Annotated in this window: 17 protein-coding genes; 13 read left to right on the top strand and 4 right to left on the bottom strand. The window is 62.1% G+C overall.

Features of this window, described 5'->3' with window-relative positions; all coding sequences use genetic code 11:
* Nucleotides 1-8: 8 nt before the first annotated feature.
* Genes FOT55_RS11795 through panM form a run of 3 tightly spaced genes read right to left on the bottom strand, consistent with a single transcriptional unit; the run spans nucleotide 9 to nucleotide 3,677 of the window.
* Nucleotides 9-2,027: a hypothetical protein gene (locus tag FOT55_RS11795; RefSeq protein WP_406883178.1), complete on the bottom strand. Its 2,019-nt coding sequence runs from the start codon at nucleotides 2,025-2,027 to the stop codon at nucleotides 9-11.
* 43 nt (nucleotides 2,028-2,070) lie between these two features.
* Nucleotides 2,071-3,288 (bottom strand): DUF3142 domain-containing protein, encoded by a 1,218-nt coding sequence (locus tag FOT55_RS11790; protein WP_147823496.1) that lies wholly within the window; start codon nucleotides 3,286-3,288, stop codon nucleotides 2,071-2,073.
* Nucleotides 3,285-3,677: an aspartate 1-decarboxylase autocleavage activator PanM gene (gene panM, locus FOT55_RS11785; RefSeq protein ID WP_060434771.1), complete on the bottom strand. Its 393-nt coding sequence runs from the start codon at nucleotides 3,675-3,677 to the stop codon at nucleotides 3,285-3,287. The genes FOT55_RS11790 and panM overlap by 4 nt, the downstream gene beginning before the upstream one ends.
* A 405-nt stretch (nucleotides 3,678-4,082) precedes the next feature.
* Here panM and FOT55_RS11780 point away from each other — a divergent pair, with 405 nt between their 5' ends.
* From FOT55_RS11780 to FOT55_RS11725, 12 genes are all read left to right on the top strand, one after another.
* A complete protein-coding gene (locus FOT55_RS11780; protein ID WP_025304902.1) occupies nucleotides 4,083-5,198 on the top strand; it encodes a branched-chain amino acid ABC transporter substrate-binding protein in 1,116 nt (371 codons plus the stop codon).
* Nucleotides 5,199-5,315: 117 nt separating this feature from the next.
* Nucleotides 5,316-6,242: a high-affinity branched-chain amino acid ABC transporter permease LivH gene (gene livH, locus FOT55_RS11775; protein WP_015376290.1), complete on the top strand. Its 927-nt coding sequence runs from the start codon at nucleotides 5,316-5,318 to the stop codon at nucleotides 6,240-6,242.
* Complete coding sequence (locus FOT55_RS11770; RefSeq protein WP_025304903.1) at nucleotides 6,239-7,522, top strand: high-affinity branched-chain amino acid ABC transporter permease LivM; 1,284 nt, start codon at nucleotides 6,239-6,241, stop codon at nucleotides 7,520-7,522. The genes livH and FOT55_RS11770 overlap by 4 nt, the downstream gene beginning before the upstream one ends.
* On the top strand, nucleotides 7,519-8,289 hold the full coding sequence (gene livG, locus FOT55_RS11765; protein ID WP_025304904.1) for a high-affinity branched-chain amino acid ABC transporter ATP-binding protein LivG: 771 nt from the start codon (nucleotides 7,519-7,521) through the stop codon (nucleotides 8,287-8,289). Before FOT55_RS11770 ends, livG begins: the two co-directional genes overlap by 4 nt.
* A 1-nt stretch (nucleotide 8,290) precedes the next feature.
* A complete protein-coding gene (gene livF, locus FOT55_RS11760) occupies nucleotides 8,291-8,992 on the top strand; it encodes a high-affinity branched-chain amino acid ABC transporter ATP-binding protein LivF (protein ID WP_025304905.1) in 702 nt (233 codons plus the stop codon).
* A gap of 44 nt (nucleotides 8,993-9,036) precedes the next feature.
* Nucleotides 9,037-10,224, top strand: coding sequence for an aminotransferase-like domain-containing protein (locus FOT55_RS11755; protein WP_147823495.1), 1,188 nt, complete (start codon nucleotides 9,037-9,039; stop codon nucleotides 10,222-10,224).
* Between the two features lie 187 nt (nucleotides 10,225-10,411).
* Complete coding sequence (gene ugpB, locus FOT55_RS11750; RefSeq protein WP_147823494.1) at nucleotides 10,412-11,731, top strand: sn-glycerol-3-phosphate ABC transporter substrate-binding protein UgpB; 1,320 nt, start codon at nucleotides 10,412-10,414, stop codon at nucleotides 11,729-11,731.
* 78 nt (nucleotides 11,732-11,809) lie between these two features.
* On the top strand, nucleotides 11,810-12,697 hold the full coding sequence (ugpA, locus tag FOT55_RS11745) for a sn-glycerol-3-phosphate ABC transporter permease UgpA (RefSeq protein WP_015376293.1): 888 nt from the start codon (nucleotides 11,810-11,812) through the stop codon (nucleotides 12,695-12,697).
* Nucleotides 12,694-13,539 (top strand): sn-glycerol-3-phosphate ABC transporter permease UgpE, encoded by an 846-nt coding sequence (gene ugpE, locus FOT55_RS11740; protein WP_025304908.1) that lies wholly within the window; start codon nucleotides 12,694-12,696, stop codon nucleotides 13,537-13,539. The genes ugpA and ugpE overlap by 4 nt, the downstream gene beginning before the upstream one ends.
* 5 nt (nucleotides 13,540-13,544) lie before the next feature.
* On the top strand, nucleotides 13,545-14,615 hold the full coding sequence (locus FOT55_RS11735; protein ID WP_147823493.1) for a sn-glycerol-3-phosphate import ATP-binding protein UgpC: 1,071 nt from the start codon (nucleotides 13,545-13,547) through the stop codon (nucleotides 14,613-14,615).
* Nucleotides 14,615-15,352 (top strand): glycerophosphodiester phosphodiesterase, encoded by a 738-nt coding sequence (gene ugpQ / locus FOT55_RS11730; protein ID WP_025304910.1) that lies wholly within the window; start codon nucleotides 14,615-14,617, stop codon nucleotides 15,350-15,352. Before FOT55_RS11735 ends, ugpQ begins: the two co-directional genes overlap by 1 nt.
* A 60-nt stretch (nucleotides 15,353-15,412) precedes the next feature.
* Nucleotides 15,413-16,369 (top strand): AEC family transporter, encoded by a 957-nt coding sequence (locus tag FOT55_RS11725; protein WP_025304911.1) that lies wholly within the window; start codon nucleotides 15,413-15,415, stop codon nucleotides 16,367-16,369.
* Here FOT55_RS11725 and FOT55_RS11720 read toward each other — a convergent pair.
* Nucleotides 16,350-16,679: a hypothetical protein gene (locus FOT55_RS11720; RefSeq protein WP_060434764.1), complete on the bottom strand. Its 330-nt coding sequence runs from the start codon at nucleotides 16,677-16,679 to the stop codon at nucleotides 16,350-16,352. The genes FOT55_RS11725 and FOT55_RS11720 overlap by 20 nt on opposite strands.
* Before the next feature lie 151 nt (nucleotides 16,680-16,830).
* Between FOT55_RS11720 and FOT55_RS11715 the strand changes: the two genes are divergently transcribed.
* The gene (locus FOT55_RS11715) at nucleotides 16,831-17,691 is read left to right on the top strand and encodes a carboxylate/amino acid/amine transporter (RefSeq protein ID WP_025304913.1); all 861 of its coding nucleotides are present in this window, start codon (nucleotides 16,831-16,833) and stop codon (nucleotides 17,689-17,691) included.
* Nucleotides 17,692-17,704: the final 13 nt, after the last annotated feature.

The raw sequence follows: 17,704 nt of genomic DNA, 5'->3' as shown, positions 1-17,704 counted from the left end.
ATTCGGCGTTATGGCGCCACGGCGGTGAAGTCCGGCGCCGGGCAGTCGTAGCCGAATTTCGCCGCCCACGGATAACGGGTGCCGGTGTTGATATAGCGCTGATAAAGCGCACGGCCGGTTTTGGCATCACGCTTGATAACCCAGCTGGCAGCGTTACACAACACGGCGGCATAGGCCTGGCTCTTCGGCGGCAGCAGATCGGCCGCCTGTTGCGCCAGCCCCACCGCCTGCCAGCGATAGTGCAGGAAACGGTTGTCTTCCTCCGGTAGCGCCGCCTTGGCGCGCGCCGCTTCTGCGCTGTCGATCCAGCTTTTATGCTTTAGCTCGCGAGTATCGAACGCATCCCCCAGATAGGAATAGCCGGCGCCATAGATGGCGTAATCCGGCGTCATCTCATACCCGGTAAACTCCAGCCCCTGGGCGCGCAGCAGGTTGGCGGCGCGATAGTAAGCCTGCGCGCGCGTCAGCGGCGCGGCGGATTTGTCCTTGGCGGCCTTCAGTTCGTCGGCGAACTGCTGCGCCGCTTGCCGGTAGTTGGGGATATCGAAGTAGGCCAGCGCTTCCGGCGCTCGTCCGACGCGCATCAGCCGCCGCGCCAGCAGTTCGCGCAGCTGCACTTCCGGCGTGATCTGCTGGCCGCCGTAGTCGTCCGGATTAACCGGCTTGAGCGGCGTCGTCGGCGCCGGGGCGTGCTTATCGACAAAACCTTTCAACTCATCGACGGTCAGCACCCGTTCCGCCACGTCGGCCACGTCGGCCCAGTAGAGCGCTTTGCCGCGATACAGCAGGTCCATCGCCTGCAGATAGTCGCCGCGGTTCAGCGCCAGGATGGCCTGTTCGCCGGCCACCCGGCACTCGGGCACGATGGTTTCTGCGACGAAGTCGGCGTTGCGTTGTTCACCCCAGCTTTCGTCGGCGGGGAACGCGCTTGCCGCCTTGGCGTAGGCGGCAGTGGCGGCTTTCACGTCGCCGTCGCGCAGCGCCATTTTGGCGCGCAGCCACCACGCCAGGCCGCTGTCGCCGGCGTTTTTCAGCAGGCTCGCCGCCATCGGGTACTGCCCCGAACGGTAAGCCAACGCCGCCAGCCGATCGCTGCCGGCGAAGCCGCTTTTCACTGAGCCGTCCAGCAGCGTCAGGATCTGGCTGATGATCTGGGCGGAGCGGCCGTTGCCGTCGGTATCCGCCATTTGCAGGTTGCCGCTGCGCGCGAACAGCTCAATGGTCACCAACTGCTGGATCAACGGATCGCCGATAATCTGTTTCAGCGTGTCCAAATGGTCGGGGTTGACCAGGAGGCTGGAGACGTACTGCAGCGACTGCCCGCCGCTCGGATCGCCCTGCGCCGCCTGTTGCGCATAGAGGTGGGCGGCGGGGGCGACGTCACCCAGCCACAGGTGGATGCGCGCCTGCTGACCAAGGCTGCTCAATGCCAACTGTTCGGGATCGGCGGCGCCGCTTTTCACCCGGTCGATCACCTGCTGGAATGCCGTCAGCGCCTGTTCAAGTTCGGCTTTAGGCGGATGCTCGGCGGCGGGAACCGCTTCACCGGATTCATTCACCGGTGTACCGTGGTCAGCCATCAGGACGCGGCCAAGCGAATACTGCGCCCGCAGTCCCCAGTCGCCCTGCTCGGCGGCCGGTAGCTTCAGCACCTGCTGGAAATAGTCTGTGGCGCGCGGATCGTGGCTGGCGAAAGCGACGGCGCCCAGTTGATAGAGACGCGCGGCGTTGGACAACCCCTGCGCATTGACGGCGTCAGCCTCTTCCACCGTTTTGGCTGCGCGCATTTTACCGATCGCGATCGTTTCCGGCGATTGCGGCATCGGTTTCGGCGGCATCGGCGGCGGCGGGGCTTGCCAGTGCGGCAACTGTTTATCCATCGGCACCAGCCGGCCGGCTTCGAAGGCGAAATTGCCCTCCGGCATATACAGCAGGGTGCCGTTGCGGTCGATCAGCAGCCGGTTAGGAAAATCCGGGCCGCAGGCATAGCCGTTCAGCGGCAGCGCCAGCGCGGCGCCGATCAGCATGGCCAGCGGAAGAAGGCGGCGGGTGTTCCGTGCCGCGCGCGAATCAAGGTGTGACAAGGGTGCCTCCTGGCGTCAGTTGTTGGCAGCGCAGCCAGCCCAACGGCCGGGATTGCCCGGCGCGCAGTTGGTCGCTGCTGATGCGAATAAAGCGTTGCTGTTGCGGTGCGGATTCCAGCCGGTAGTGGCCGACCGCGTCCGCCGCCAGGCAGTCGTCGGCGCGGATGACCACCTCTTGCGGCAGCGGGGCATCTACCGGCCCGTTGTTATGAATTATCAGGTCATACAGCCCGTTTTGCTGTGGCTGAGGCCTAAATTTTACCTGCCAGTCGACGTTCAGCGGCCGGCGCTCGATCACCGCTCGCAGCGTGGCGAGCGACCAGGCGCGCCGATCGTCCGCCAGCGGCAAGCGGAACCAGATAATGCCGCGCAGCCGGGGCGGCGTTTGCTGCGCCAGCGTTTGCAGAAAATCGGCGATCTGCTGCGGCGCGACCGTCAGCTCACGGCCGTTGCCCGCCACGCGCAGCGAGGATTCGCTCTCCACCTGCGCGCCCTGCGCATCAAACCCCAGCAGCGCCATGCCATAAGCCGGCAGCGCGACGCGAAACGGCTTCGGTGTGACGGCAGCGTACTGCCGCACCCAGCGCAGCGCCAGCGGGCCGTCAAACAGCCCCTGCTGCGGCGAGAGCACCGCGTGCACCTGCAGGACGGAACTGTCGGCCTGTTGCAGTACGCCGGGCAGGTTGGATGAGCCGATCCAGGCCGGCAGGGCGGTGATGCCGAGTTGCAAAGCGGCGGGCAGCCGTTGGCGCAGCCGCTGCAGAAAGCGTTGGTAGTCCGGCAGGCGGGCGGTGGCGGCATCATGATCGATCTCGATGCCGGTGACGGGCAGCCCGGCCGCCTGCCAGCGCTGGGTGAGCGCCAGCAGGCGCTGGATAATGGCCTCTTGATCCAGCTGCGGCAGTTGGCCGTCGAGGCGGGCTACCAGCCAGAGTGGGCGGCCGTCCTGCTTCAGCAGGCTGAGATCGGCCGGGATTTCCCGCCAGCCTTCACGCGGATGCACCTGCAACGCCAGCACCCGCAGCTTGGCGAACAGATCGCGGCTGCTCGCCAGCGCATCGGCGTGCTGCGGCGTCCAAACCCGCTGCCAGACATAAACCTGCTGATCCCAGCCTGAGGCCTGGCGCAGCGCCTGCTGGCGCCCGGCGAACCAGGCCGCCAACCCCAGCGCAATCAAAACCAGCGCCGCCAGCCGGCGCTTCATTTTTGCCAGAGATCGCCTTGCGGTGCGAAGCCGCAGGCGCGCATGAAGTTATCGACTTCCCCACGTTCACGCGGCGCCAGGCCGGCGGTCGACAGCTGCCACTGGGCGACCTGCGGCAGCTGACGCTGTGCATCCTGCACCAGATAAAGACCGACGCCGCGGCGGCGCGTCACTTCTCGTACCAGCAGATCCTGCAGCTCGGCGCGGTCGTCCTGCAGCGCAATTTTCACCGCACCCAGCAGACGCTCGTTGAAGCGGGCGGCAAACAGCGCCTTGCCGTCGCTCAGCCAGCCTTGCCACTGTTCCGGCTGCTGGTGCGGCCAAATTTTACCGAGGTCGATAAGGTCTTGCGGGGACAGCGCGGTTAGGCGCTCGATGGTCAGTTTCATGCAGAATTTCCGCGCAGCTAAATGATGTCGACAGTGTAATAGATCTTGTGCAGAGCGTTGTGTAAGTTTTTCTGTACGATTACTGTGCAATATGTTTTTTGCACGGGGCATTTTCCGAGTAAATAGTTAGTAAACGGATTGTTAACCAGCACAACGCACTACGCCTAAAGGTAAAGAGCGCAGATTTAATTCGAATTTTATCCTGTTTACACCGCTTGTTTCTGCCAGATGAAGTTGATTTGCAGAAGAAAATTCCTGTTTAATGGCATGAAAAATAAAGTCTTATTAGAAAATAATGCCGACAAAACGCCTAAATCATTATTACTTATAACAAAAGCGGTCAATAACGATCGGGCGCAGGCAAACACAACAGGTACGTTCACAACGACAGATGGGGATTTGCGGATGAAATTAACAACAGGTAAGGCACTGCTGGCGGGTTGTATTGCGATGGCCATGAGCCAGGCGGCCATGGCGAAAGACATCAAGGTGGCGATCGTCGGGGCAATGTCCGGCCCGGTCGCGCAGTATGGCGACATGGAGTTTACCGGCGCGCGCCAGGCGATTGCCGACATTAACGCCAAGGGCGGCATCAAGGGCGACAAGCTGGTCGGCGTGGAATACGACGACGCCTGCGACCCGAAACAGGCAGTTGCGGTCGCCAACAAGGTGATCAACGACGGCATTCGCTACGTGATCGGCCACCTGTGCTCCTCATCCACCCAGCCGGCGTCCGATATCTATGAAGACGAAGGCGTGATCATGATTACCCCGGCGGCCACCAACGCGGATCTGACTACCCGTGGCTACAAGATGATCCTGCGCACCACCGGCCTGGATTCGGATCAGGGCCCGACCGCCGCCAAATACATCCTCAGCGACATCAAGCCGAAGCGCATCGCCGTGGTGCACGACAAGCAGCAATACGGCGAAGGCCTGGCGCGCTCGGTGCGCGACAGCCTGAAAAAACAGGGCACCGAAGTGGCGATGTTCGAAGGCATCACCGCCGGCGACAAAGACTTCTCCACCCTGGTGGCGCGCCTGAAGAAAGAAAATATCGACTTCGTGTACTTCGGCGGTTACTACCCGGAAATGGGGCAGATCCTGCGTCAGGCCAAGCAGGCCGGGTTGACCACTCGCTTCATGGGGCCGGAAGGCGTGGGCAACTCCTCGCTGTCCAACATCGCCGGCGCCGCCTCGGAAGGCATGCTGGTGACGCTGCCGAAACGCTACGATCAGGTGCCTGCCAACCAGCCGATCGTCGATGCGCTGAAAGCCAAGAAGCTGGATCCGACTGGCCCGTTCGTCTGGACCACCTATGCTGCGCTGCAGTCGCTGACCACCGGCATGGAGCGCAGCGGCAGCCAGGAGCCGGCGGACATCGTCAAGGATCTGAAAACCGGCAAGCCGGTGGAGACCGTGATGGGGCCGCTGACCTGGGATGACAAGGGCGATCTGAAAGGCTTCGAGTTCGGCGTGTTCGAATGGCATGCCAACGGCACGTCCACACCGATCAAATAAGCCATAATGATTAGGGTGGGGCGCAGCCCGCTGCGCCCGGCGGGTCGGCTTGCCGGCCCCGTCTCCCTTTACCCGCCGGTTCTCCGCCGGCGGGTTTCGCAGCCAAGGGTTCAGAGTATGTCAGAGCAACTCCTCTATTTTCTGCAGCAGATGTTCAACGGCTTAACGTTGGGCAGCACCTATGCATTGATCGCCATCGGTTACACCATGGTTTACGGCATCATCGGCATGATCAACTTCGCCCACGGCGAGGTGTACATGATCGGCAGCTATGTCTCCTTTATCGTTATCGCCGCCCTGATGATGCTCGGCATCGACGTCGGTTGGCTGCTGATCGGCGCCGCGTTCCTGGTCTCGATCGTTATCGCCAGCGCCTACGGCTGGAGCATCGAACGGGTGGCCTACAAGCCGGTGCGCAACTCCAAGCGCCTGATTGCGCTGATCTCGGCCATCGGCATGTCGATATTCCTGCAAAACTACGTCAGCCTGACGCAGGGCTCACGCGATCTGGCGCTGCCTAGCCTAGTGACCGGCCAGTGGGTGCTGGGAGAAAGCAACGGCTTCGCCGCCACCATCAGCACCATGCAGCTGACCATCTGGCTCGTGACCTTCCTGGCGATGCTGGCGCTGACGCTGTTTATCCGCTATTCACGCATGGGCCGCGCCTGCCGCGCCTGTGCGGAAGATCTGAAGATGGCCAGCCTGCTGGGCATCAACACCGACCGGGTGATCTCGCTGACCTTCGTTATCGGTGCGGTGATGGCGGCGGTGGCCGGGGTGTTGCTCGGCCAGTTCTACGGCGTCATCAACCCTTACATCGGGTTTATGGCCGGTATGAAAGCCTTCACCGCCGCGGTTCTGGGCGGCATCGGCAGCATTCCCGGTGCGATGATTGGCGGCCTGGTACTGGGCGTGGCGGAAGCGCTGACCTCTGCCTACCTGAGCACCGAATACAAAGACGTGGTGTCGTTCGCGCTGCTGATCGTGGTGCTGCTGATCATGCCGACCGGCATCCTCGGGCGTCCGGAGGTTGAGAAAGTATGAAACTCAATCTGCTCAATGCGCTGATCGCCACGGCGGTGCTGTTCGTGATGGCGTCGTTCCTGATGGGCATGCAGCTCAGCCTGGACGGCACCAAGCTGGTGGTGCACGGCGCGGCGGAAGTGCGCTGGATGTGGATCGGCATCGGCTGCGTCATCGTCTTTTTCTTCCAGCTGTTGCGCCCGCTGCTGCAGCAGGGATTGAAAAAAGTCTCCGGCCCGGCGTTCGTGCTGCCGAGCTTCGACGGCACCACGCCGCGGCAAAAGCTGCTGGCGGCTTTGCTCATCGTCGCGGCGGTCGCCTGGCCGTTCCTGGTCTCGCGCGGCACGGTGGATATCGCCACCCTGACGCTGATCTACGTGATGCTGGGCCTCGGCCTCAACGTGGTGGTGGGCTTGTCCGGTCTGCTGGTGCTCGGCTACGGCGGTTTCTACGCCATCGGCGCCTACACCTATGCGCTGCTGAATCACTATTACGGCCTCGGCTTTTGGGAGAGCCTGCCGCTGGCGGGTATCGTCACCGCCGCTTTCGGCTTCCTGCTCGGTTTCCCGGTGCTGCGGCTGCGCGGCGACTATCTGGCGATCGTGACGCTCGGCTTCGGCGAAATCGTGCGCATCCTGCTGCTGAACAATACCGAGATCACCGGCGGGCCGAACGGCATCAGCCAGATCCCGAAACCGACCTTCTTCGGCCTGGAGTTCAACCGCAGCCTGCGCGACGGCGGCTGGGATACCTTCCATAACTTCTTCGGCCTGAAATACGATCCGAGCGATCGCATCGTATTCCTGTACCTGGTGGCGCTGCTGCTGGTGGTGCTGACGCTGTTCGTCATCAACCGCCTGCTGCGCATGCCGCTCGGGCGCGCCTGGGAAGCGCTGCGCGAAGACGAGATCGCCTGCCGCTCGCTGGGCCTCAGCCCGACGCGCATCAAGCTGACCGCCTTTACCATCAGCGCCGCTTTCGCCGGGTTTGCCGGCACGCTGTTTGCCGCGCGCCAGGGGTTCGTCAGCCCGGAATCCTTCACCTTCGTCGAGTCGGCCTTCGTGTTGGCGATCGTCGTACTGGGGGGTATGGGCTCGCAGTTCGCGGTCATTCTGGCGGCAATCCTGCTGGTGGTGTCGCGCGAGCTGATGCGCGATCTGAATGAGTACAGCATGTTGCTGCTGGGTGCGCTGATGGTGCTGATGATGATTTGGCGGCCGCAGGGGCTGTTGCCGATGAAACGGCCGCAGTTGAAGCTGCAGGCGGCGGACATTCACGCGGGCAAGGGGGAACAGGCATGAGCGTTCAACCTTTACTGCAGGTAGAGGGCCTGTCGATGCGTTTCGGCGGGCTACTGGCGGTCAACAATGTGGCGCTGACGCTGAACGAAGGCGAAATCGTGTCGCTGATCGGCCCCAACGGCGCCGGTAAGACCACGGTGTTCAACTGCCTGACCGGTTTTTACCGCCCGACCGGCGGCACCATCAAATTGCGCGATCGCCACCTGGAAGGGTTGGCGGGGCAGGCCATCGCCCGCATGGGCGTGGTGCGCACCTTCCAGCATGTGCGGCTGTTCCGTGAAATGACGGTGATTGAGAACCTGCTGGTGGCGCAGCATCAGCACCTGAAAAGCGGCGTGTTCGCCGGGCTGCTGAAAACTCCGGCCTTCCGCCGCGCCGAAGCTGAGGCGCTGGCGCGTGCGGCGGAGTGGCTGGAGCGCGTCGGCCTGCTGGAGATGGCCAACCGTTCGGCGGGCAACCTGGCCTACGGGCAGCAGCGGCGGCTGGAGATCGCCCGCTGCATGGTGACCCGGCCGGAGCTGCTGATGCTGGACGAACCGGCCGCCGGCCTCAACCCGAAAGAGACCGACGAGCTGGATCACCTGATCGTCGAGCTGCGCGATCGGCATAAGGTCTCGGTGTTGCTGATCGAGCACGACATGAAGCTGGTGATGGGCATTTCCGACCGCATTTACGTGGTGAATCAGGGCACGCCGCTGGCGCAGGGCACACCGGCGGAGATCCGCAACAACCCGGACGTGATCCGGGCTTATTTGGGCGAAGAATAATATGTTGTCATTCAATCAGGTATCCGCCCATTACGGCAAAATTCAGGCGCTGCATCAGGTCAGTCTCACGATAAGTCAGGGCGAAATTGTGACGTTAATCGGCGCCAACGGCGCCGGTAAAACCACGCTGCTCGGCACCCTGTGCGGCGAACCGCGCGCCAGCGAAGGCAGCATCGTCTTTCAGGACCAGGACATCACCCAGTGGCAAACCTCGCGCATCATGCGCGAAGCGGTGGCGATCGTGCCGGAAGGGCGGCGCGTCTTCTCGCGGATGACGGTGGAAGAAAACCTGGCAATGGGCGGCTTCTTCGCCGATCGCCAACAGTATCAACAGCGCATTGAACGGGTGTTCACGCTGTTCCCGCGCCTGCTGGAGCGTCGAAGCCAGCGCGCCGGCACCATGTCTGGCGGCGAACAGCAGATGTTGGCCATCGGCCGCGCGCTGATGAGTCAGCCGAAGCTGCTGCTGCTCGACGAGCCCTCGCTGGGGCTGGCGCCGATCATTATCCAGCAGATTTTCGACATCATTCAGCAACTGCGGGAAGAGGGCATGACCATCTTCCTGGTGGAGCAAAACGCCAATCAGGCGCTGAAATTGGCGGACCGCGGTTATGTGCTGGAAAACGGCCGCGTGGTGTTGGAAGATACGGGGGCTGCATTGTTAGCCAACGAAGCAGTGAGGTCGGCGTATCTGGGCGGTTAATCCGCCCCCCTACGAATTAAAATAATCAGGTACGAGAAGAAGAAATGAAGACAGAAGGGTTACTCGCGCAGCGCATCGTTAACGTAAAAAGTTCGGCCATCCGTGAATTGCTTAAGCACAGCAAGATGGAACACGTCATTTCGCTGGCGGGCGGCATCCCCTCTGATGCGCTGTTCGATTTCGAAGGATTGAGCATCGCCACCCAGCAGGCGATCACCGAACAGCCGAAAAGCGCGTTCCAGTATGGCCTGACCGAGGGCAGCCCGCTGCTGCGTGAGCGCATTTGCGCGCTGTGCGCCGAGCGCGGCGTCACCGCTGGCGCGGAAGAGGTAATGGTCACCGCCGGTTCGCAGCAGGCACTGGATTTGGTGATGCGCGCCATCGTCAACCCCGGCGACGTGTTCGTGGTGGAGCGCCCGACCTACCTGGCGGCGCTGCAAACGCTGGAGCTGGCGGAAGCCAACATCATGTCGGTCTCGTCCGACAGCGACGGCATGGTAGTGGAAGAGCTGGCCGAGCTGCTGAAAACCCAGCGCATCAAGGGCGTGTACGTGGTGCCGAACTTCGGCAACCCCAGCGGCATCACCCTCAGCGCCGCGCGCCGCGAACTGCTGGTGAAGCTGGCCGCCGAACATAACTTCCTGATCATCGAAGACGATCCGTACGGCGAGCTGCGTTTTACCGAAGAGCGCCACCCGACGCTGCATCAGGTGTCGCGGCAGGTGCTGGGCAACACCGACCACATCATCTATACCTCGACCTTCTCCAAGATCCTGGCGCCGGGCCTGCGCTTGGGCTGGGCGATCCTGCCGCCGTTCCTGCTGCATAAAGTGGCGATCATCAAGCAGGCGGCGGATCTGCACGCCAGCGCGCTGTCGCAGAGCATCGTCGAATGCTATCTCGGCCTGGATCGCCTGCCGGCGCAGATCGACAAGATCCGCGCCGCCTACAAGCAAAAGGGCGAGATCCTGGCCGGTTTGGTGGAGCAGGAGCTGGGCGACTACATCACCTTCGATAAGCCGAAGGGCGGCATGTTCCTGTGGGCGCGCTTCCGCCAGCCGTTCAACGCCACCGAATGGCTGAACACGACCTTGCAGCAGGGTGTGGTGTTCGTGCCGGGGGAATACTTCTTCTCCGACAACCCGGATCGTTCGACCTTCCGCCTGTCGTTCGCCACCGCCACCGAGCAGCAGATGCAAGAAGCGGTGGCGCGCCTGCGCCGTTCGCTGTAATCCTCGCGGCGGCGGAGGCCATGCCCGCCGCCGACATCAAACCGCCATCTTCACTTCACCTTGCCGTCATGTGGCTGTCATATAACGGTTATTTTTCTGTCATCCGCGCATGGCATGTTAGCTTCCGAACAAAAAACTGATTCTTTTCGCTCACGCGCTTTTACACCAGCTTTTTCAGGAGTTAGGCATGCTCACCTACGCTATTCGCAAAACCACGCTGTGCGTCGCGTTGACCCTGGCGGTCAGCACTCAGGCGCTGGCGGCGACAGAAATCCCGTTCTGGCATTCAATGGAAGGTGAACTGGGTAAGGAAGTGGATTCCCTGGCGGATCGCTTCAATCAGTCGCACAGCGACGTCAAGATTGTGCCGGTTTATAAAGGCAACTACGAACAGAGCCTGGCGGCGGGCATCGCTGCTTACCGCTCCGGCAAGGCGCCGGCGATCCTGCAGGTTTACGAGGTGGGCACCGCCACCATGATGGCCAGCAAAGCCATCAAACCGGTCTATGAAGTGTTTAAAGAGGCCGGCATCAACTTCGACGAGTCGGTGTTCGTGCCGACGGTGGCCGGCTATTACACCGACAACAAGAGCGGACATCTGCTGTCGCAGCCGTTCAACAGCTCCACGCCGGTGCTGTACTACAACAAAGATGCCTTCAAAAAGGCCGGCCTAAACCCGGACCAGCCGCCGAAAACCTGGCAGGAGCTGGCGGCGGATACCGCCAAGCTGCGTGAGGCCGGCATGAAGTGCGGCTACGCCAGCGGCTGGCAGGGTTGGATCCAGCTGGAGAACTTCAGCGCTTGGCACGGCGTGCCGTTCGCCAGTGAAAACAACGGTTTCGGCGGCACCAACGCCAAGCTGGAGTTCAACCAACCGCTGCAGGTCAAGCACATCGCGCTGCTGGAGGCGATGAACAAGAAGGGCGACTTTACCTACTTTGGCCGCAAAGACGAATCCACCGAGAAGTTCTATAACGGCGACTGCGCCATCACCACCGCCTCTTCCGGTTCGCTGGCGGACATCAAGCACTACGCCAAATTCAACTACGGCGTCGGCATGATGCCGTACGACGCCGACGCGAAAAATGCGCCGCAGAACGCCATCATCGGCGGGGCCAGTCTGTGGGTGATGAACGGCAAAGACGCCGTCACCTACAAGGGCGTGGCCGAGTTCCTGCAGTACCTGGCGCAGCCGGAAATCGCGGCCGAATGGCACCAGAAGACCGGCTATCTGCCGATCACCACCGCGGCTTACGATCTGACCAAGCAGCAGGGCTTCTACGACAAGAACCCGGGTGCCGACGTCGCCACTCGCCAGATGCTGAACAAGCCGCCGTTGCCGTTCACCAAGGGCCTGCGCCTGGGCAACATGCCGCAGATCCGCAGCGTGGTGGATGAGGAGCTGGAAGGCGTGTGGACCGGCAAGAAAACGCCACAGCAGGCGTTGGACGCCGCCGTACAGCGCGGTGACGTGCTGCTGCGCCGCTTCGAAGCATCGACCAAGTAACCCTGCGTCGCGAGCCCGACAGACCGGGCTCGCATCTTCACGCCGATCCTTCCTTACCCGATCAATGGTTTAACTGCTATGTCATCTTCCCGTCCCGGTTTCGGCTGCAGCTGGTTGCCCTATGCGTTGGTGCTGCCGCAGCTGCTGATTACCGCCGTCTTCTTTTTATGGCCCGCCGGCGAAGCGCTGTGGTATTCGGTGCAGAGCCTCGATCCGTTCGGCCTCTCCAGCCAGTTTGTCGGGCTGGATAACTTTAAACAGCTGTTCCAGGATCCTTACTACCTCGACTCGTTCTACACCACGCTGATCTTCAGCTTCCTGGTGGCGGGCATCGGGCTGGCGGTTTCGCTGTTCTTCGCCGCGCTGGTGGACTACGTGCTGCGCGGCAGCCGCCTCTATCGCACGCTGATGATCCTGCCCTACGCGGTGGCGCCGGCGGTGGCGGCGGTATTGTGGATCTTTCTGTTCAACCCCGGCCTGGGGCTGATCACCCATTTCCTCAACGGGCTGGGCTATAACTGGAACCATGCGCAAAACAGCGGCCAGGCGATGTTCCTGGTGGTGCTGGCCTCGGTATGGCAGCAGATAAGCTATAACTTCCTGTTTTTCCTCGCGGCGCTGCAGTCTATCCCGCGTTCGCTGGTGGAAGCGGCAGCCATCGATGGCGCCGGCCCGGTGCGGCGCTTCTTCCATCTGGTGCTGCCGCTGATCGCGCCGGTGAGCTTCTTCCTGCTGGTGGTCAATCTGGTGTACGCCTTCTTCGATACCTTCCCGGTGATCGACGCCGCCACCGGCGGCGGGCCGGTGCAGTCCACCACCACGTTGATCTACAAGATCTACCGCGAAGGCTTCGCCGGGCTGGATCTCTCCAGCTCCGCCGCACAGTCGGTGATCCTGATGCTGTTGGTGATCGGCCTGACGGTGATCCAGTTCCGCTTCGTTGAACGTAAGGTGCGCTATCAATGATTGAGAATCGACGCGGGCTGGACATCTTCAGCCATGTGATGCTGGTTATCGGCGTGCTGGTGGTGCTGTTCCCGCTGTACGTGGCCTTTGTCGCCGCCACGCTGGATGACAAACAGGTGTTTCAGGTGCCGATGACGCTGGTGCCCGGCGGCCACCTGTGGGAGAACATTCGCAATATCTGGCAGGGCGGCGTGGGCAACCTCAAGGTGCCGTTCTCGCTGCTGCTGCTCAACAGCGTAATCATGGCGTTGGCGATCACCTGCGGCAAAATCGCGGTGTCGGTACTGTCGGCTTACGCCATCGTGTATTTCCGTTTCCCGCTGCGCAGCCTGTTTTTCTGGCTGATTTTCCTCACCCTGATGTTGCCGGTGGAAGTGCGCATTTTCCCGACGGTGGAGGTGATCTCCAACCTCAACCTGCTGGACAGCTATACCGGCCTGACGCTGCCGCTGATGGCCTCGGCCACCGCTACCTTCCTGCTGCGCCAGTTCTTCATGACGCTGCCGGATGAGCTGCTGGAGGCGGCGCGCATCGACGGCGCCGGGCCGATGCGTTTCTTCTGGGACATCGTGCTGCCGCTGTCGAAAACCAATCTGGCGGCGCTGTTTGTCATCACCTTTATCTACGGCTGGAACCAATATCTGTGGCCGATCCTGATCACCAGCGACGCTTCGATGGGCACCGCGGTGGCGGGCATCAAGAGCATGATCTCCACCTCCGGCGCGCCGACCCAGTGGAACCAGGTGATGGCGGCGATGATTCTAACTTTATTGCCACCGCTGGCGGTGGTGCTTCTGATGCAGCGCTGGTTTGTGCGCGGTCTGGTTGATAGCGAGAAATAACGACGATGGCAGGATTAAAACTACAGGCGGTCACCAAGTCTTACGACGGTAAAACGCCGGTGATCAAACAGATCGACCTCGACGTGGCGGACGGTGAATTTATTGTGATGGTCGGCCCGTCCGGCTGCGGCAAATCTACGCTGCTGCGTATGGTGGCCGGGCTGGAGCGCACTACCAGCGGCGATATCTATATCGATACCCGGCGCGTGACCGATCTGGAGCCCAAGGATCGCGGCATCGCGATGGTGTTCCAGAACTACGCGCTCTATCCGCACATGAGCGTGTACGACAACATGGCTTACGGCCTCAAGATCCGCGGTTTCGGCAAAGATCATATCCGCCAGCGGGTGGAGGAAGCGGCGCGCATCCTGGAGCTGGAGCCGCTGCTCAAGCGCAAACCGCGCGAACTTTCCGGCGGCCAGCGCCAGCGGGTGGCGATGGGGCGCGCCATCGTGCGCGAACCGGCGGTATTCCTGTTCGATGAGCCGCTGTCCAACCTGGACGCCAAGCTGCGGGTGCAGATGCGCCTGGAGCTGCAACAGCTGCACCGCCGTCTGAAAACCACCAGCCTGTACGTGACTCACGACCAGGTGGAGGCGATGACGCTGGCGCAGCGGGTGATCGTGATGAATAAGGGCGTGGCAGAGCAGATCGGCACCCCGAGTGAAGTGTACCAACGGCCGGCTTCGCTGTTCGTCGCCGGCTTTATCGGCTCGCCGGCGATGAACCTGCTGCCCGGCACCCTCAGTGCCGACGGCGGCCAGCTGCTGCTGGCGGACGGCATGACGCTGCCGTTGCCGGCGGCCAAGCCGCAGTGGGCGGGGCGGCCGTTGACGCTGGGTATTCGGCCGGAGCATATTCAATTGGTGGCGCAAGGCCAGGGCGTGCCGCTGCAGCTGCAGACGCTGGAACTGCTGGGAGCCGACAATCTGGCGCACGGCCAGTGGGGCGGTCACGGGGTGATCGCGCGGCTGTCGCATGAAACCTTGCCGACGGCGGGCAGTACGCTATATTTGCAGCTGCCTGCTCAGGCGCTGCACTTCTTTGACACCCACAGCGGATTACGGATGGATTGATGACAAGACCCTGGCCTTACCCTCATATTGTCGCCCACCGCGGCGGCGGTTCTCTGGCGCCGGAAAATACCCTGGCGGCGATCGACGTCGGCGCGCGCCACGGCCACAAGATGATCGAGTTCGACGCCAAGCTGGCGCAGGACGGGCAAATTTTCCTGCTGCACGACGACACGCTGGATCGCACCAGCAACGGTTGGGGCGTGGCGGGCGAGCTGCCGTGGGACAAACTGGTGCAGCTGGACGCCGGCAACTGGTACAGCTCGGCCTTCAAGGGCGAGCGGTTGCCGCTGCTGTCGGAGGTGGCGGAACGCTGCCGGGAACACGGCCTGATGGCCAATATCGAGATCAAACCGACCACCGGCAGCGACGATGAAACCGGCCGGGTGGTGGCGCTGGCGGCGCGGTTGCTGTGGCAAGGGCAGACCGATCCGCTGCTTTCTTCCTTCTCGGTAGAAGCGCTGGCGGCGGCGCAGCGCACCGTGCCGGATTTGCCGCGCGGCTTGCTGCTGGAGGCCTGGGACGACAACTGGCGCGAGCTGACCGAACGCTTGGACTGCGTCTCGCTGCATATCGACCACAAAGCGCTGACCGCCGAGCGGGTGAAAGCGTTGAAAGACGCCGGGCTGCGTATTTTGGTGTATACCGTCAACCAACCGGATCGCGCGCGCCTGCTGCTCGACTGGGGCGTTGACTGCATTTGCACCGACCGGATAGATTTGATTGGCCCGGCTTTTTAATCCGGCGCCGATGAATCCCGCGACGACAAGCCTTGCCGCCGCACCACCGGAAGGAATGCGATGCCTGGCTTTATCCTGTCACTGTGGCACCAGATCGTGCTGTCTTTACCGCTGTTCGTCCTGATCGCATTGGGTTATGGGCTGATTCGCTGGGGGAAATGGCCCTCCAGCATCACCGATGGCCTGACGCGCTTCGTGTTTTCCCTCGCCTTGCCCGCCATGCTGTTTCGCATGATGTGCGACTTCTCGCAGCGCCCGGCGGTCGACGCCCGGCTGCTGATCGCGTTCTTTGGCAGCTGCCTGATCGTATTTGTGCTTGGCCGCCTGGTCGCCCGGCACCTCTTCCGGTTGGATGGCGTCGCCGGATCGGTGTTTGCGTTAGGCGGTATTTTCTCCAATAACGTGATGCTCGGTTTACCTATCGCCAGCGTAATGCTGGGGCAGGCGGCGATCCCGTCGGTGGCGCTGGTGCTGGTGTTCAACGGCCTGATCCTGTGGACGCTGGTGACGGTGTCGATCGAATGGGCGCGCAACGGCTCGCCGACGTTGAGCGGTTTCGCTAAAACCGCGCGCAGCGTGCTGACCAACCCGCTGATCGTCGGCATTTTGTCCGGCACGCTGTTTAGCCTGACCGGCTTGCCGCTGCCGGACTTCGTCGATCGACCGGTCAGCATGCTCGGCCAGGTGGCGGCGCCGCTGTCGTTGGTGGTGCTTGGCATGGGGCTTGCCGAGTACCGCATCAGCGAAGGCTGGCAGCTGAGCAGCGCCATCTGCGTGCTGAAGTTGCTGGTGCAGCCGCTAGTGATTTGGCTGCTGGCCTGGATGATGGATCTGCCGCCGATGGAAACCCGCGTTGTTGTGCTACTTGGATCGATGGCGGTGGGGGTGAACGTCTACCTGATGTCGCGCCAGTTCAATACGCTCACCGGCCCGGCCGCCACCAGCCTGGTGATGTCTACCGTGCTGGCGGCGATCACCACGCCGCTGATCCTCACCGTTATGGGCGTGCGGGCATAGCCGGCATCGGCGCCTGCGGCACCGCCGGTGCGGTGCGGTTGAACGGATCGCGCGGCTGGTTGCCGTTAGGCAGCAACTGCCCGCCGTTCGGCGTGGTTTGCATCAGCTGTTGCCGCTGATTGTCGAACTGTCGCTGCTGCTGCAGGCGGCGTTGATCCATCTGCCGGTTGTTCAACAGGCGCTGTTGCTGCGCTTGCTGGTTGTTTTGGTTGAGTAACTGCTGCTGTGAGCGCAGGTCGGTTACGCCGTTGGCCGCCGCCGCCAACCCAGGCAGCAACAGCAGAGCGAACAGAATGTGAGACGTTTTCATGATGGTTACCTCGCCTTTTTATTAAGCCTAACCCAACGGTGAAATTTTGCCGGTAGTTTGTCTTTTGTTCAGATGTAAACTGCCTTTCATCCCCTTAGGCGTCCATCTTCCGTTACAATCGCCCTTTCGGTCTTTTTAGGGTGAACCCATCGTGCTGCTTTTGGTTATAACCACCATTCTGTGGGCATTTTCTTTCAGCCTGATTGGCGAGTACCTGGCGGGCCACGTCGACAGCGGATTCTCGGCGCTGGTGCGCATCGGGCTGGCGGCGCTGGTGTTTCTGCCGTTTCTGCGTTGGCGCAACATCAAACTCAAGGTGATCCTGCTGTATATGCTGGTGGGGGCCTTCCAACTGGGCATCATGTACCTGTTCAGCTTCCGCGCCTATCTCTACCTGACGGTGCCGGAATTCCTGCTGTTCACCGTGCTGACGCCGCTGTACATCACGCTGATCTACGACTTGCTGAGCGGCCGACGCCTGCGTTGGGGCTACGTCTTCAGCGCGCTGCTGGCGGTGCTGGGCGCGGCGATCATTCGCTATCACCAACTGAGTGAACACTTCTGGTGGGGGCTGCTGTTGGTGCAGGCGGCGAATATCAGCTTCGCCATCGGCATGGTCGGCTATAAGCGCCTGATGGAAGTGCACCCCTTGCCGCAGCACACCGCCTTTTCCTGGTTCTACCTGGGGGCGGCGGTGGTGGCGGTGGTGGCCTGGTTCCTGTGGGGTAACCCGCAGCAGCTGCCAACCACCAACCTGCAGTGGGGCGTGCTGATCTGGCTGGGCGTGGTGGCGTCGGGACTGGGTTACTTCATGTGGAACTATGGCGCGACGCAGGTCGATGCCGGCACGCTCGGCATCATGAACAACATGCATGTGCCGGCCGGGCTGCTGGTCAATCTGGCCATCTGGCAGCAGCAGCCGCACTGGCCGAGCTTTATCATCGGCGGGGCGGTGATCGTCGCTTCACTGTGGGTGCATCGACGCTGGGTGGCGCCGAAGCAGCTCGGCTAAACGGGGGCCGGCA

It is taken from the genome of Serratia bockelmannii (assembly GCF_008011855.1).
In the GTDB taxonomy this organism is placed as follows: Bacteria; Pseudomonadota; Gammaproteobacteria; order Enterobacterales; family Enterobacteriaceae; genus Serratia; species Serratia bockelmannii.
Note: the sequence above shows the minus strand (reverse complement) of the source record. Positions and strands in the feature narration are given on the sequence as shown.